This is a genomic window from Halorhabdus sp. SVX81 (assembly GCF_029207715.1).
Classification (GTDB): Archaea; Halobacteriota; Halobacteria; order Halobacteriales; family Haloarculaceae; genus Halorhabdus.
This window is the reverse complement of sequence record NZ_CP104322.1, coordinates 2,499,210-2,514,562: the sequence shown is the minus strand read 5'-3', so window position 1 is coordinate 2,514,562 and position 15,353 is coordinate 2,499,210. Positions and strand designations below refer to the sequence as shown.

At 63.4% G+C, this 15,353-nt stretch carries 18 protein-coding genes; 12 read left to right on the top strand and 6 right to left on the bottom strand.

The window, feature by feature from the left end; all coding sequences use genetic code 11:
- Positions 1-47: 47 nt before the first annotated feature.
- A complete protein-coding gene (locus SVXhr_RS12635) occupies positions 48-809 on the top strand; it encodes a dolichyl-phosphate hexose transferase (protein ID WP_275737596.1) in 762 nt (253 codons plus the stop codon).
- Positions 810-851: 42 nt separating this feature from the next.
- Here SVXhr_RS12635 and SVXhr_RS12630 read toward each other — a convergent pair whose 3' ends face one another.
- The 4 genes from SVXhr_RS12630 to SVXhr_RS12615 form a co-directional block, all read right to left on the bottom strand.
- Positions 852-1,256 carry a hypothetical protein gene (locus tag SVXhr_RS12630; RefSeq protein ID WP_275737593.1) on the bottom strand — a complete coding sequence of 135 codons (405 nt, stop codon included), beginning with the start codon at positions 1,254-1,256 and terminating at the stop codon, positions 852-854.
- Positions 1,256-1,942, bottom strand: a complete 687-nt coding sequence (locus tag SVXhr_RS12625; protein ID WP_275737591.1) for an ATPase domain-containing protein — start codon at positions 1,940-1,942, stop codon at positions 1,256-1,258. The genes SVXhr_RS12630 and SVXhr_RS12625 overlap by 1 nt, the downstream gene beginning before the upstream one ends.
- A 70-nt stretch (positions 1,943-2,012) precedes the next feature.
- Positions 2,013-2,285 (bottom strand): hypothetical protein, encoded by a 273-nt coding sequence (locus SVXhr_RS12620; RefSeq protein WP_275737589.1) that lies wholly within the window; start codon positions 2,283-2,285, stop codon positions 2,013-2,015.
- Positions 2,286-2,400: 115 nt separating this feature from the next.
- Positions 2,401-2,979, bottom strand: a complete 579-nt coding sequence (locus SVXhr_RS12615) for a HalX domain-containing protein (protein WP_275737587.1) — start codon at positions 2,977-2,979, stop codon at positions 2,401-2,403.
- Positions 2,980-3,114: 135 nt separating this feature from the next.
- On the opposite strand from SVXhr_RS12615, the gene SVXhr_RS12610 reads away from it, so the two are divergent.
- The 4 genes from SVXhr_RS12610 (at position 3,115) to SVXhr_RS12595 (ending at position 5,605) form a co-directional block, all read left to right on the top strand.
- Positions 3,115-3,441, top strand: a complete 327-nt coding sequence (locus SVXhr_RS12610) for a hypothetical protein (protein WP_275737584.1) — start codon at positions 3,115-3,117, stop codon at positions 3,439-3,441.
- 16 nt (positions 3,442-3,457) lie between these two features.
- Positions 3,458-3,847: a DUF5658 family protein gene (locus SVXhr_RS12605; protein ID WP_275737582.1), complete on the top strand. Its 390-nt coding sequence runs from the start codon at positions 3,458-3,460 to the stop codon at positions 3,845-3,847.
- A gap of 275 nt (positions 3,848-4,122) precedes the next feature.
- On the top strand, positions 4,123-4,506 hold the full coding sequence (locus SVXhr_RS12600) for a DUF5658 family protein (RefSeq protein ID WP_275737580.1): 384 nt from the start codon (positions 4,123-4,125) through the stop codon (positions 4,504-4,506).
- 58 nt (positions 4,507-4,564) lie between these two features.
- Entirely contained in the window at positions 4,565-5,605 is a 1,041-nt protein-coding gene (locus SVXhr_RS12595; protein WP_275737578.1) for a zinc-dependent alcohol dehydrogenase family protein, read from the top strand.
- Positions 5,606-5,623: 18 nt separating this feature from the next.
- On the opposite strand, the gene SVXhr_RS12590 is transcribed toward SVXhr_RS12595, so the two are convergent.
- Positions 5,624-6,160, bottom strand: coding sequence for a hypothetical protein (locus SVXhr_RS12590; RefSeq protein WP_275737576.1), 537 nt, complete (start codon positions 6,158-6,160; stop codon positions 5,624-5,626).
- Between the two features lie 184 nt (positions 6,161-6,344).
- Between SVXhr_RS12590 and SVXhr_RS12585 the strand changes: the two genes are divergently transcribed.
- On the top strand, positions 6,345-6,890 hold the full coding sequence (locus SVXhr_RS12585) for a peptidylprolyl isomerase (RefSeq protein ID WP_275737575.1): 546 nt from the start codon (positions 6,345-6,347) through the stop codon (positions 6,888-6,890).
- Positions 6,891-6,904: 14 nt separating this feature from the next.
- On the opposite strand, the gene SVXhr_RS12580 is transcribed toward SVXhr_RS12585, so the two are convergent.
- A complete protein-coding gene (locus SVXhr_RS12580) occupies positions 6,905-7,441 on the bottom strand; it encodes a GNAT family protein (RefSeq protein ID WP_275737573.1) in 537 nt (178 codons plus the stop codon).
- Positions 7,442-7,659: 218 nt separating this feature from the next.
- Here SVXhr_RS12580 and SVXhr_RS12575 point away from each other — a divergent pair, with 218 nt between their 5' ends.
- The 6 genes from SVXhr_RS12575 to SVXhr_RS12550 all read left to right on the top strand — a co-directional run bounded on the left by SVXhr_RS12575 (position 7,660) and on the right by SVXhr_RS12550 (position 15,294).
- Entirely contained in the window at positions 7,660-9,498 is a 1,839-nt protein-coding gene (locus tag SVXhr_RS12575) for an ABC transporter substrate-binding protein (protein WP_275737571.1), read from the top strand.
- Between the two features lie 263 nt (positions 9,499-9,761).
- Positions 9,762-10,853: an ABC transporter permease gene (locus SVXhr_RS12570; RefSeq protein WP_275737569.1), complete on the top strand. Its 1,092-nt coding sequence runs from the start codon at positions 9,762-9,764 to the stop codon at positions 10,851-10,853.
- Between the two features lie 5 nt (positions 10,854-10,858).
- Positions 10,859-12,469, top strand: a complete 1,611-nt coding sequence (locus SVXhr_RS12565) for an ABC transporter permease (protein WP_275737567.1) — start codon at positions 10,859-10,861, stop codon at positions 12,467-12,469.
- Positions 12,469-13,563, top strand: coding sequence for an ABC transporter ATP-binding protein (locus SVXhr_RS12560; RefSeq protein WP_275737565.1), 1,095 nt, complete (start codon positions 12,469-12,471; stop codon positions 13,561-13,563). The genes SVXhr_RS12565 and SVXhr_RS12560 overlap by 1 nt, the downstream gene beginning before the upstream one ends.
- Positions 13,560-14,897, top strand: coding sequence for an ABC transporter ATP-binding protein (locus SVXhr_RS12555; protein WP_275737563.1), 1,338 nt, complete (start codon positions 13,560-13,562; stop codon positions 14,895-14,897). The genes SVXhr_RS12560 and SVXhr_RS12555 overlap by 4 nt, the downstream gene beginning before the upstream one ends.
- Complete coding sequence (locus tag SVXhr_RS12550; RefSeq protein WP_275737561.1) at positions 14,887-15,294, top strand: hypothetical protein; 408 nt, start codon at positions 14,887-14,889, stop codon at positions 15,292-15,294. The genes SVXhr_RS12555 and SVXhr_RS12550 overlap by 11 nt, the downstream gene beginning before the upstream one ends.
- Positions 15,295-15,353 lie beyond the last annotated feature (59 nt).

The following is a 15,353-nucleotide window of genomic DNA, read 5'->3' as shown; positions in this document are numbered from 1 at the left end:
TTTAGGCAAACCTAAAGCTCAAGTGTTCCCGGACGAACAGTGGCGTAATGAGCGATGAGAAAGCCAGCGGGGACGGCTATACGTTTTCGGACGTCAGCGTCGTGATGGGGACGTACAACGAACGGGAGGCGATCGGCACAGTACTGGCGGACATCGAGCGCGTGACCGACGGGCAGGCCGAAGTCGTCTGTGTCGACAGTTCGACCGACGGGACGGCGGAGGTGGCTCGCGAGCACGGCGCGCGCGTGATCGAGCAGGAGCCACAGGGCTACGGCGTGGCAGTACAGACGGCGATCACGACACCCGACCGGCCGGTAGTCGTCACGACCGACTGCGACGACACCTACCCGATGGATCGCCTGCCGGACTTCCTCACGGCGATCAACGACGGCTACGACGTGGTTAGCGGCGACCGCCTCACCGGCGGGGCCGAGACGATGCCCCGTTTCAATCGCCTGGGAAACCACGCCTTCGCGTGGCTGGCGAGTGCGCTGATCGGCGAGCGCGTCCACGACACCACCACGGGAATGCGGGCCTATCGCCGCGAGGTCATCGACTCGATCGAGTGGACCGAGAACACCGGGCTCTCAGCCGAGTTGCTCCTTCGGCCGGTCGTGCGCGGGTATCGCGTCACGGAGATCCCGATCGACTACCGCGAGCGCGTGGGGGAGACGACGCTCGACCCACTCGCCGGCGGGGCTGCGATCGCGAAGTCGATCGGCAAAGTCGCCCTCGAAGAACAGTGGCGAAAGTGGGCCGGAACGGAACCGCCGGAAATCGAACGGACAGTCGACAGTCAGTCGCGATAGCCCGCGAGGAGACAGAGACAACGCCGCCGGACGGGAGAACGGTCACTTCCGGAGGAAATCGGGCAGCTCCTCGCGTTCGAGGCCGTCCTCTAAGCGCTGTTCGAGCATCTCGATGGAGTCGAGCGCCGGCGGGAGCGAGTCACGACGGTCAGGAACGTCCGTCTCGTCGACCGTCGTCTTCTCCCCGTCAGGTTCGACGAGTTCCGCCCAGACCCCGGCCGACTCCTCGAACTCGCCGCGTCGCCCCGACGCCTTGCGTTTGCCTTCCTGATAGGCGAGTTCGATGAGGCTCCGATCGTAGGAGGTGCCGGTCGTCTCCAGAACCCGCTCGTATTCCTCGGGATCAGGCTCGCCGAGCACCGCCGCCACGCCGAGTGCGAACGCCCGCTCGGTCGCCTCGTCCTTCCCGAGTGTCTCCCAGTCTGTGCCGTAGGTGCGTTCGTACATTATGTCTGAACCTTGCTATCGGGGAACACCCGCAAGCCCTGCTCGGAGAAGCCGATCTCGCGGATGTCACAGTCGATGGCGGTCCCGCGCATCTTGATGACCTGCACGCCGCGGGTCATGCTTCCCGAGTCCAGGAAATTATGGAAGAAGATAACGCCGTGTGCGAGGTAATGTTCGTCGGAGTAGGCGCTGGGATCGGTCATCTCGGAGATCAGGACGATCGTCGCGTCGGTCTGTTTGAGTGCCGACAGAAAGCCCGTGATCTCCTCGGACACGTCGGTGAAAAAGTGCTGGAGCAGCATCGTCGAGTCGATGACCGCGCGGTCGATGTCGTTGGCTTCGATATACGCGACCAGCCGGTTTGTCAAACCGCCATCGCTCCCGAACTGCGAGATGGTTCGCTTGCCACTCTCGGTCACGAGGTTCAGAAACTGGACCGTATTCGACTGCATGGCCCGGTCGAACCCGAATTCGAAGCCGGCCATATCCTGGCTCAATTCGGACTTCGTCTCGTGCATCGTCACGTACAGACACGTATCCCCCTCTTTGGCACCCTGGGTGATGAACATCGACGAGAAGGTCGTCTTCCCGCTGCCCGGTGGCCCACTCACGACGTAGAGCCGATTCGGCAGCAGTCCACCCTCGACGAGTTCGTCGAACCCCGGCACGCCACTGGCCAGACGCATACGTGAAGAAGACACTGTCACCACTAAGGTGTTTCTTCATCGTTCTCAGGACTGATATCGTCGAGTTCGGCTACCGGTATTCCCTGGCACAGGCCCGACAATAGGTGTAACTCGGATCGAATTCGTTTACAGCCCCGCAGTGTCGACACCGTATCGTCTCGCCCGGTTCGAGGCTGTCGAGATCCCGCGGCTCGATCGTCCGCGATCCGCGCTCCCGGTCGGTGGAATCCGGGGTCGTCCGCTCGATCGACGTGCCGGCCTCCCCGAGATACCAGTAGATGAGCAACTGAAAGAGCAGAAATCCCAGGACGTATGCGACGATCCAGCCCCAGACGGGCGTCATATGGTACCGTTTGTCGTCCTCGCACTTGGATCTTCGGTGTCACCGGATCGCCGTCCCACAGCGTCCGCTCTCAGCACCTTCGGAAACCGATCGCAAGGATGGATCGAGCCAGCAGTTACTCCCCCTGGTCCTTGAACTGCTTGAACGCGGTCGTAAAGTCGTCGTCATCGAAGGAAAGCATCGTCTCGTCGAGACGATCACGCAGATCGTCACGCCGGTCGAGGAGTCGCTGATAGGCGTCGTTGTGCTGGAGTTCGGTCTCGCTTTTGTTGGCCCGAAGCGTGGCAACCTTCGACATCACCCGGTATAGCTCCTGAAACTGCTTCTCGTAGGACTGGAAGGTCAACAGACGATCGATCGTCTCGAAGAGATCGTCACGGGAGACCGGCTTGGTGATGTAGGCATCGAAGGGCATCTCGATGATGTCGAAATCCGGATCCACGGCGGTCACCATGGCGACCCGGCAGTCAAGGCCACGCTCACGAATGCGTTCGAGAACGTCGTCGCCAGAGAGCCCCGGCATCCTGCGGTCGAGCAGGACGATGTCGACGGTATCGTCGAGTGTTTCCAATGCTTCCTGGCCGCTATAGGCTGTCAGGACCGTAAACTGCCCCTCCAGCTGGGCTGCGTAGGCGTCGGCGACGTCTGATTCGTCGTCAACCACCAGCACGATGGGAGCAACACTGGCTGACATCTGCGTGTCCGAAGTTGGTATGGCACGTCCCATAAGGTTTCGGGCGTGAAAAGGGATCGAGAAACTGCCCACCCGGTCGATGCAGCGGCGGTGTGGCGACCGGGGAGCTTTATCGATCAAAGCCCAACGACACGTATGGTCGAAGTCACGTATCACTGTCCGTACTGTGGGGCCGTCACGAGCGTCGACCGGGACCCGGCATTGCAGGACGCATCTGTGACGCGCCACCCCCTCGCCGACCACGAATACGCCGCCACGACAGACGACGTCGAAGCCGCAGACGGCATCGAGTTCGTCTGTCTCGGCAACGTCGCGGATGACGCGTCCGCCGGACAGGACCGAACCCCCTCCCCCACAACAGACCACAGTGACGGACCACAGCCCGGCCAGGACGGCTGTGGGCGGACGTTCTACCTCAACTACCGCCAACCGCCACCGCCGGCAGTGGGCCCCAGGCGATGAGGCCAATCCCGTGAACATGGTCGAGTTACGGACACTCCCCGAGCGGGTCGTTCCGGGATGGTTTCAAGCTGGGCTGGCCGCGTTCGAGGCGTTTCTGGAACCGCGCCCGCTGCCGGAAGCCGATGCCGTCCTCTGGATCGTCGTCCTCGTGGGCTCCGCCTTCGACATCGTGACCACGATGGTCGGAACGGCGTCCGGGCTGTCCGAGGGAAACGCGGTCGCACGGGCGTTCATGGCCACCTATGGCACGCCGGGGATCGGCGCGCTCAAACTGGTCGCCCTCGTCTGTCTGGTGCTCGCCTGGCACTCCCTGGCCGAGACATCCGCCAGACTCGTCCTCTGGGGGTTTTCGATGGTGTCACTGGTGGTCGTTGGACTCAACACGATCACGCTCGCGGGGATGTGACAGGTGTTCACAGTCGAAACCGAAACAATAAAAGCATTGGTGGGTGACAGGAGAGATGACCGGACGGGGGTGGAGGGTCCAGCAGCCGGGGGGTGGAAGCCAGCAACCGGGGGTTGGGATCCACTGTCTGGGGGACGTGGAATCCAGCATCGGGGGGTGGAGTCCACCATCCGGGGGTGTGGAATCCAGCGTGCGGGGGAGTGGAATCCATCATCCGGGGGAGGAGGACCCGTCAGCCAGGCGACTGGACGCCGTCGTCCGGGGATGGTGGAACGATGGGAAAACGTCAGACGGCACCCGAGGGGGCGGGTTCGACACGGTATCGCTTCGAATCGATCGGTTGCGTTGGCGAGTGGCTCTCGCTCTCGACACTGTCCGTGTCCCTCTGGGCGACAGTGATCATGGCGTCGATACTGGACGTGCTGACGACGACGGTCGGCCTCCGGCGAGGACTGTCAGAAGGCAACGTGCTCGCAGGAGCGCTCGTCGAAACACTGGGGGTTGGGGGATTCGTCGGGCTGAAACTCGCTGCAGTGGCTGTCCTGGTGACGACCTGGTATCTCGTCGACGAACAGCAGAGATACGCCGCCCTTGCAGGGTTCGGCGGGGTCACGGTGGTCGTGGTCGTGTGTAACGTCGCCACGATCGCAACGAGTTGATCGGACTGGAGAGGCCACCGGTGCCGGATTTAAGACGTTCTGGCCCGACACGGCGCACATGCGCGCAGCCGTCTTTCGTGGCCCCGGCGAGATCGGTATCGAAGACGTCCCGAAACCGGAACTCGACGCCCCGACGGACGCAATCGTCCGCGTCACGCACACCGCGATCTGCGGGTCGGATCTCTGGCCGTATCGCGGGACAGAGGACCGCGAGGTCCCTTCCCGTATCGGTCACGAACCGATGGGGATCGTCGAGGAAGTGGGCGAAGAAGTCCGCGCCGTCGAACCCGGCGATCGCGTGTTTGCCCCCTTCGTGACGAGCTGTGGCGAGTGTGAGTTCTGCCGGAAGGGGCTCCATACCGCCTGTGTGAACGGCGGCTTCTGGGGCGGCGAGGACGGCGGCGCACAGGGCGAGTACGTCCGGGCGCGCCACGCCGACGGCACGCTCGTCCGCGTGCCCGACCGCCATGCCGACGACGAGGAGACGCTCCGGGCGATCCTGCCGTTGACGGACGTGATGGGGACTGGCCACCACGCCGCGGTCAGCGCCGGCGTCAACGCCGGCTCGACGTGCATCGTCGTCGGCGACGGCGCAGTCGGACTGTGTGGCGTCCTCGCCGCCCGCCGGCTGGGTGCCGAACGGATCATCGCCATGGGCCACCACGAGGACCGCCTCGCACTCGCCGAATCGTTCGGCGCGACAGACACGATCGCCGCGCGCGGCGAGGAGGCCGTCGAGCGCGCCTTGGAAGTTACACACGGCGGTGCAAACCACGTCATGGAGTGTGTCGGATCGACGGGTGCGATGAACACCGCGATCGAGGTCTGTCGGCCTGGCGGGGCCGTGGGGTACGTGGGCGTCCCACACGGGATCGAGGACGACGGACTCGACATCTTCGGACTGTTCATGGACAACATTTCGTTGAACGGGGGGATCGCGCCGGTCCGGGCCTACGCCGAGGAGTTGCTCGCGGACGTTCTCGGCGGGACGCTCGACCCGTCGCCGATCTTTACGAAGACGGTCGACCTCGACGGCGTGCCCGAGGGCTACCGGGCGATGGACGAGCGCGAGGCGATCAAGGTGTTGGTCAAGCCCTAAACCGGGTCCGGAACTAGATCACTGCGGCTGGCGAGGCCCGCGGCCGAGGATCCGATCCGCAAGACTCCCCAGTGCTTTCAGTGCGACGTTGACGTACAGCCCAACGAGAAAGGCGACGCCCGCAACGAACCGCGGGCCTGCGACACCCTCGACGCCATCGAACGCCCCGAGAAGCAGGTAGACACCCGCAGCGAGGATCCACGCGGCCGGGATCCGCATCGCCAGTCCGACCAGGTCCTCCCACCGGTTCCACTCAGTGTACCGGTCGAGTCTGCCCATCAACTTCGTGAAAATGTATCCAAGCGCCCCGAACCCAGCGTAGAGGTAGACGTATATCGGGACCGCCACCGGGTTTGGATCGGTTCGGTCCGGGGGGATCGCGACCGCCCACTCGACGATGCCCGTCGAAAGGACGATCCCGACGGCCGAGAGCGCGCCGAAGACACCGATGACGATCCAGTTCAGCAGGGACCACTCGGCGGTCTCGAACGGCTCTCGACCCAGTTTGGTCCCCGGTACGTCCCCCCTCCCAGCGTCCGATCGACGATCCGCCATGGACGACATTTCTAAATTACATAAGTAAAAGCCACCGTTTGTCGATCCCGACGAACGGCCAGTCCCATCGACCGGACCGGACGGACACCGTCGGGGGAGAGACCACTCCCGCCATCGACGGCCCGGCTGGAGACGGCTACCCGCGACCACCACGGTTATCTTTATCCCACCCATCGCCACGAGCATGAGTGAGCTAACCGCGACCTTGGAGACGACCCACGGCGACATCGAGATCGAACTGTACGACGAGCGCGTCCCGACCACCGTCGAGAACTTCCGCAACCTCGCGGAACACGACCCCGCAGCCGACGCCGAGCCGGCCCCCGAAACTCCGACCTGGGAGGACCCCGAGACGGGCGAGATCCGCGGCGACGCCTTCTATCAGGACACCCCGATCCACCGGATCATCGAGGGTTTCATGGTCCAGATGGGCGATCCGACGGGGACCGGCCGCGGCGGCCCGGGCTACACCTTCGACGACGAGTTCGACAGCGATCTGGGCCACGACGGCCCCGGCGTCGTCTCGATGGCTAACTCCGGGCCCAACACCAACGGCTCGCAGTTCTTCATCACGCTTGCCGCCCAGCCACACCTCGACGGCGATCACGCTGTCTTCGGCGAGGTCATCGACGGGATGGACGTCCTCGAAGACCTCGGGAGCGTCGAGACCGGCCCGCGTGACGAGCCCAAAGCGGACGTCCGGCTCGAAGCCGTCCGAATCAACGACTGAAGCTGCAACGCTGGCTATTCCTTCCCGCTCCACTCCTCGGCGAGCAGGCCGTACCAGTGGACGTCCCGGAATCCGCCGTCGGAGAAGACGGCTTCGCGGTGGACACCCTCGTGGGTGAACCCCAGATGTTCCAGCACCCGGCGGGACGGTTCGTTCCCGTCGAAGACTTTCGCTTCGATCCGGTGGAAACCGAGGTCCCGAAAGCCGTATTCGACGAGCGTCCCGACGGCGTCGGTGGCATAGCCCTTGCCCTGCTCGTCGGTCGCCACCCAGTACCCGAGTTCGCCGCGCCACGAATCCGCCGAGATCTCGTGAAAACTCACCATCCCGACCGGCTCCTCCGCGACCGTGATCATGAGATAGATGGTCTCCTCGTCGGAAATCGTCTCTTCGAAGAACTCCGTAAGCTGTTTTCGATTGGACGGGAACGGCCAGCCGAGCGTTCGCCAGACGGCTGCGTCGGAACGTTCCCGCTGGATGAATTCGAGGTCCTTGTCCTCGATCGTACGGAGGGCCACCGTCTCGCCGTCGAGAAACGTCGGTCCAGGCATCTCGGGGGTGTTCGAGCAGTTTCCGCTTAAGCGTGACGGGGCCCCGATCGGGGATGCAAGCACGTGTTTTTCCGAAAGGAAATGATAAACATTGTAGTTTGGGAACAAGTTTAACAGATTTATATAATTAGAAGATGGAACCAATTGATGCACATATTCTTGGAAGTATAGCCAATACCAGTACGTTTAAGCACGTGTCTTTGTTAGAGGGTCACATCATGTCAGACGGAAAAAAGCTGAACCGACGGAAATTCCTCGCGGCGACCGGTGCCGCGACGGCGAGCATTGGGCTGGCCGGGTGTGGTGACGGTGAAGAGACCGAAGAGACGGACGAACCGGAGGAAACGTCGAGCGACACCGAATACGAGCCGCCGAGTTCGTTCCCGTACGGGATCAACGAAACCAACGTCGACGAGGCCCAGCGGGTGATGGAGGAGGCGGGCTACGGACCCGATAACCGGTACAAGCTCGACTGGTTGCAGTACCAGAGCGGTGCGTGGAAGGAGATGGCAAATACGATCCGTGCGCGCCTGGAGTCGGCGTACATCGACATGAGCATCAGCGACTCGGACTTCGGGGCGCTGCTGGAGACCACTCAGAGCGGGAACCACGAGGCCTACACGCTCGGGTGGGTCGCCGACTATCCTGCGGCCCAGAACTTCCTCCAGCTGGTCGATCCGGAGAACACGATCTACGACGCCGAGAGCTATACGCCAAACGGCGAGACGCTTTTCTGGTCCGAGGACGCCGAAGGCGACGAGGAGATCCGCCAGTACGTGATCGAGCAGTTCGATCGGATCCAGAACAACCCGGAGCTAACCGACGAAGCCCAGAGCATCCGGGAGGAAGCGACGATCAACATCGAGCGGGCGCTGTGGGACGCGGCCGCCCTGCTCCCGGTCTATCACACCGTCGATCAGCTGTTCTGGTACGATCACCTGGACTACAGCCCGCCCGGCGGGATGGGGCCATCGCGGGCGAAACAGAACGTCTCCGTCAACGCGCTCGAGGGAGACGACGTCCTGAGTCGGACATCGGGCACCTTCAGCTCCCTGGACCCGATCGCTTCGGGGAACACGGAAAGTGGGCGCAAGATCATGAATATGTTCGACGCGCCGATGAACTACGTCAACGGGACCACGGAGGTCGAACCCCTCATCGTCGAGGACTACTCGGTCAGCGAGGACCTCACGGAGTACGAGTTCACGCTCAAGGAAGGCGTCGAGTTCCACGGCGACTACGGCGAGGTCACCGCCGCCGACGTCGTCTACTCGTTCCGGCGACTCGTCGAATCGGACAACTCCACAAACACGTACTTCCCGCTGTCGGTACTCGGGATCGAACACGAGACCGACGACGACGGCAACGTCGTGCCGGGTTCGACCGCTGTCGAGGCAACGGGTGACTACACGTTCACCATCAGCCTCGCCAGCCCGTTCGGCTACGCGCTCGAAGTGTTTGCCTACTCGGCGTTCTCCGTCGTCCCGGAGGGCATCGTCGGCGACATCGAAGGTCACGACGGCGAGATGGCCTGGGAAGAGTTCTCGACGAGCCCAGTCGGCTGTGGGCCGTTCGTCTTCGAGAGCTGGCAGGAGGGCAACGGCGGCGAGTTCACCGCGACCGCCTTCGCGGACTACCACGGCGAGACGGCTGACTTCGACATCCACGAGGCGATCATCACCGACGACAACGCGCGATACCAGTACCTCAACAACGAGAACGCCGACGTCGCCGGCATCCCGACGCCACAGTACGATCCCGAACTGGCGACCGAGGAGTCGACGACCGAGGACGGGCAGGTCCGTGGCTCGTACGGCCCGCTTGACAACGGCAAGACGGTGAACATGTCCTCGACGCCGGGCATCAACACCTACTACATCGGCTTCCACATGGAGAAGGTGCCAAAGGCCGTCCGCCAGGCGATGGCCTACGTGCTCACCCGCGAGGACTTCGTCGAAAGCGTCTTCAAGGGTCGCGGCGAGGCCGCCTACCACCTGGTTCCGAAGCAGGTCTTCCCCGACGGTGCCGAGGGCTACGAATCGAACTACCAGGGATAGGCCCCGACCCCGAGTTTCGCTCCCCGCGAGCCGGCTCCGATCGTTATTGTTAAACCCGCATGGCGGATATCACGACCGGATAACTCACTTATGCCCTCGAGGATGGCGTCATCGTCGTGGCTGGCGATGTTGTTTCCCAACGGAGTTCATACTGCAGTGTGGTCCAGACCGGTTTCGGGCCGTCACAGGGATGTGGACAAGACGGACGCTCCCCCAAGAATAGACCCACGCGGCCGTCTCCGACCGTCCAGGGGTGACCATAGATGAACCGCCTGATATATCTCTTCAAGCGCCTGTTGCTCGCGGTCCCGGTGCTCCTGTTCGGGATCACGATGAGTTTCATAATTCTGTATCTGGGGCCGATCGACCCCGTTTTGAACATTCTCGGACAGGACGCGACGCCGGAAGACATCCACCAGCTCAAGGTCGCGCTCGGGATCATCTATCCCGACGGCTCGGCGGTCCCGCTGTGGGATCAGTACCGAAAGGTCCTCACCGATCTGGTGACGTTCAACTTCGGCCAGTCGTGGATCATCCAGCGTGGGACGCCGGTCAAGGATCTCATCATGAACCGGATGCCCGTGACGCTGTGGCTCGGGTTCTGGTCGGTCGTCGTCGCACTGATAGTCGGCATCCCCGGCGGCCTCTATGCCGGTCTCCGGGCCAACACCTGGCGGGATTACCTCACCTCGGGTGGCGGGATCATCTGGCGGGCGATGCCGAACTTCTGGCTCGCGGTGATGTTCGTCGGCCTTATCTCGGCCGGCGGTCTCCTGTCGTTTTATCCCGATCTCTGGGTCTCGACCGACGTGATCGGGACGTCGCCCGCGGTCGCAGACATGTTCGGGAGTATCAACGTTTTCGATGGAATCCCCTTCCTCGAAGCGTTCTGGATCCCGGTTCCGAAGCTGACGAACATCGCCATCGCGATCAAGTGGATCCTGCCGGCGGCACTCGTGCTGGGATCCTCGTCGATGGGGAACGAGATCCGAATCGGCCGGACTGCCGTTCTGGAGAGTATCAACTCGAAGTACGTCGAGACCGCGAAGGCAAAAGGTGTCTCCGGGCGACGGATCGTGACCAAACACGTCGGTCGCAACGCCATGATCCCACTCCTCCCGATCATCATGAGCGAGTTCTACTTGCTGATCGGGGGGTCGGTCCTCGTCGAGAAGGTCTTCTCGATCCGGGGACTCGGGAACATGTTCTTCCGGGGCGTTCTGGGGCCCGACATCCCACTCGTGATGGGGCTGGTCTTCCTGTTCATCCTCGTACAGGTCACCGTGAACATCGCCCAGGACATTCTGTATACGTTCATCGACCCGCGAATCACGCTGGAGGATACTGAGAGGTGATATCAATGTCGGACATTGAACCTACCACGACGCGCGAAGAGTTGACCGGGTTCGAACGCGTGCCGCTCCGGACCCGGATCGTCGAATCGCCCCGCCCCTTCCTCCGGTGGCTCTCGGTGCTACTCGCGTTGCTCGCCGTCGAGTTCGGGACGTACGCAGCCTTGGTTCTCGCCACGATCGAACGGGCGTTCGTCGGCGTCACGGCGGCTATCGAGTTGCTCGTCGGCGTCGTCTCGCCGAATGCTGCGGAGGGCATCCTCGACATCCAGACCGGTGGAGCGGAGTTTCTCGTGGGACTCGCCGACGGTGCGGGCTCGATCCCGACGCTGTTCGGCCGGGGAACCATCCCCAATCAGGGGTATCAACTCGGACCGGGGGCTGGCTGGGACGGGACAGTGCTGGGGATCGAGCCCCAGGCAATCATCGCGGACCTCCCGGTTGTGTTCGATTGGAAAGGAACCTTTCTCGGCCTCGAACCCGCGCTCGCGTGGGCGTTGCGATTCACGCTTATCGTCGCCTACGCGCTGTTTCTGGCGTACTGGCTGTTCCGCGGCTGGAAGGTCTACCGTGAGCACTACCGCCAGGCCGACTGGACGCCGACCGACGACATGGTCAGCCGACTCAAGGGCCACCGCTGGGGGCAGTTCGGGATCCTCGTCCTCCTGCTGTATCTGACGATGGCGATCTTCGGGCCGGCGCTCGGCCCGACGACTGTCGAGCAGAACATCAAGAGTTCCTACAGCTTCGAGGTCAACTACTTCGACACCGAGACCGGCGAAGTCGAGTCCATCCCCGTCGGCGACGCCAACTTCAATTCGAAATCCAAGGGCAGCGGGGAGAACGTCGGGCCGATGACATACGACGACTATGGGCGGTTCCATCCGTTCGGGACGCTCAACAACGGGCGTGACCTCTTTACCTTCCTCATGGGCGGGGCGCGTATCACGATGATCGTCTCCGGAATGGCGATCGGGATCGCAGCGGTCATCGCGGCCGCCCTCTCGATGATCTCGGCGTACTACGCCGGGTCGGTCGACCTCACGATCCTCACGACCGCCGACGGGATCGTCTCGGTCCCACGGCTGATCCTGTTGATCATGGTGAGTGCCGTCTTTGCGAACCACTGGCTCGGGGACATCCTCGATGGCGGGTTTATTCTCGCGCTCGTGTTCGCGTTTACGACGTGGCCGATCCTCTGGCGGGCCGTGCGTGGTCCGGCGTTGCAGGTCGCCCAGGAGGAGTGGGTCGACGCGGCCCGGAGCTTCGGCCAACGGCCCCGCACGATCATGCGCAAGCACATGCTGCCGTACATCGTCGGCTACCTGCTGGTGTACGCCTCGATGACGACCGGCGGGATCATCATCAGCCTCTCGGCACTGTCGTATCTGGGCAACGGCCTCGGGATCAGCGCGCCGACGCCGGCCTGGGGACGTGCCGTCTCGGCCGGCCAGAACTTCGTGGCGACCTCCTCGTGGCACATCTCGCTGCTCTCGGGGCTGATCATCGTCGTGCTGGTCACCGGCCTCAACGCCTTCGGCGACGGGATCCGTGACGCGATCGACCCCGAGACCGAAAGCGCCGAGGCCGAGGAAGCGGCCGCAGGAGGTGGTGCGTGATGTCCCGTGAACGCACCGCCGAGAGCGCACGCGGCGAGGGCGACCCGCTACTCTCGGTCCGGAACCTCCAGACGGTCTTCCATACCGACCGGGAGACGATCCGAGCGATCGACGATGTGAGTTTCGACGTCTACCCCGGCGAGACGGTCGGTATCGTCGGCGAATCGGGATCAGGCAAAAGCGTCACCGCCCGCTCGATCATGGGACTAATCGACTCCCCTGGCGAGGTACTCCCGGAGTCGTCGATCAACTTCAACGGCCAGGAGCTGACCGCCCTCTCCGACGCCGCCTATCGCGAGGTCCGAGGGAGCGGTATCGGCATGGTGTTTCAGGACCCCCAACAGTCGCTGAACCCCGTCTACACGATCGGCAATCAGATCAGGGAAGCCCTAGAGATCAACCGGGGTATCACGGGCGCGGAAGCGACCGCGGAGGCGACCGACCTGCTCGAATCGGTCGGTATCCCCGACGCGAAGCGTCGCCTCGATGAGTACCCCCACGAGTTCTCCGGCGGGATGCGTCAGCGCGCCGTCATCGCGATGATGCTAGCCTGTGAACCCGACCTGCTGATCGCCGACGAGCCGACGACCGCCCTGGACGTGACCATCCAGGCGCAGATCCTGGATTTGCTGAAAGAGATCCAGGCGGAACGCAACCTCGCGATCCTTTTTATCACCCACGACATGGGCGTCATCGCCGATATCTCCGATCGCGTGAACGTGATGTACGCGGGCGAGATCGTCGAGAAGGCGTCGGTCGAGAACCTCTTCGAGCGCCCGAAACACCCCTATACGCGGGCGCTGATCGAATCGATCCCCGGCGAGCACTCCCGCGAAGAGGGGCTCAACACGATCGAGGGAGAGGTGCCAACGCCCAACGCGCCGGCGGACCACTGTCGGTTCGCCCCGCGATGTCCGCAGGCGTTCGGGGCCTGCGACGAGATGGCCCCCCAGCACATCGACGTCGGCGAGACAATCGAACACACGGCGTCGTGTCTGCTGTACCCGGAAGGGAAGACGGAGGCGGAACGGCTCGAACACCACAGCGCACTTGCGAGCGGTGAAGACATCGAAACGGAAGGTGAGCACCGATGAGTGGCGACCTACAACGGACTGGCCAGGTGGCCGAGACCGGCGAGACGCTGATCGAGGTCGAGAACTTAAAGAAGCACTACGGCGGTGGCGGCGTCTTCGCCAATCCGTCGGTAAAGGCCGTCGACGGCGTGAGCTTCTCGATCAAACGTGGGGAGACGCTCGGCCTCGTCGGCGAGTCCGGGTGTGGGAAGAGTACGCTCGGCCGGACGCTCGTCCGCCTGGAGGAGGCGACCGAAGGGACGATCTCCTTCGACGGGACCGACATCACGACGCTGTCGGGCGAGGACCTGAAAGACTGGCGTCGCAACGCCCAGATGGTCTTCCAGGACCCCGAGTCCAGCCTCAACGATCGGATGACCGTCGGGGAGATCATCCGCGAGCCGCTGGACGCCCACGACTGGCGGACCAAACAGGAGCGCCAGAAGCGCGTGCTGGACCTGTTGACGTCGGTGGGGCTCCGGGAGGAGCACTACTATCGCTATCCCCACCAGTTCTCGGGCGGCCAGCGCCAGCGGGTCGGCATCGCGCGGGCGCTCGCTCTCGAGCCGGAGTTTCTCGTCCTCGACGAGCCGGTCAGCGCGCTGGATGTCTCCGTCCAGGCGAAGATCATCACGCTGCTCGAGGACCTCCAAGAGGAGTTCGACCTCACGTACCTCTTTATCGCCCACGACCTCTCGGTCGTGCGGCACATCTGTGATCGCGTTGCGGTCATGTACCTTGGGAAGATCATGGAGCTCAGCGACACCGAGGCGGTCTACGAGAACGCCCACAACCCCTACACGCGGTCGCTCCTCTCCGCCATTCCCCGGCCCGACCCCTCGAGGTCCTCTCACCGGATCACGCTGCCGGGAACGCCACCCAGCCCGCGGGATCCGCCGACAGGCTGTCAGTTCTCGACCCGGTGTCCGGCCAAGATCCGGCCGGAGGGCTACGAGGACGTCGACGAGGCGGTCTGGGACGCGATCGAGCGCTTCCGGGAGGTCGTCCGCGAACGATCTCGGATGAATCTCGGGGCAGTCGACCGGCTCAGACGACAGCTCGGTAACTTCTCGGCGTACGACGACATCGACGAGACAGTCACGGACCTCTTTGGCGACCTCGAGGTCCCCGCGGACGTTCGCGAACAGATCGAGACCGCCGCCGAGTTGGTCAAGGACGGGCGGCCCGCGGAGGCACGGAGTCACCTCGGAGAAGTATTCAACGGCGTCTGTGACCTCCAGCGGCCGGCGTTTCACCCGGTCGGGGAGAACAACCATATGAGCTACTGCCACCGTCACGACGCCGAATACGAGGACGTCGACCCAGTCCTCGACCACCGAACCCGTGACGCCTAGACGGTACCGCTACGTCGAGTTCGCCCTCTGGGTGGGGAGCGTCGCGACGGCGGTGGTGATCGTCCTCGCGATTCCATCCCTCGCATTTGGCGACGGGCTGATAACCCTCAAGTATGCCCTCTTCGTCGTCGGCTTTCTGCTGTTTGGCGTCGGCTCGTTCGCCATCCAGCCGACGCCCCACGGCCGAGGACCGATCTCGCGACTGTTCTCGATGAGTCTCGACGGGGGCCATGCGTTCGGGTTCGAGCAACGGATCCAGAAACTTCCGCCGCTGGACGGTCGCCAGGTTCCACTCGAAGATCGCGTGAGCCGAGGCATGAAGGTGTTCGTCACCAGTCTGGTCGTCATCGGCGTCTCGATCTTCCTCGAAGTCGGCCTCGGCGTGGCCGTGAATTGAACCCGGGACCCGGAGAGAGCGGCGAGCCACCTTTATTGGCGTGGGAGTGTATCGGAAGA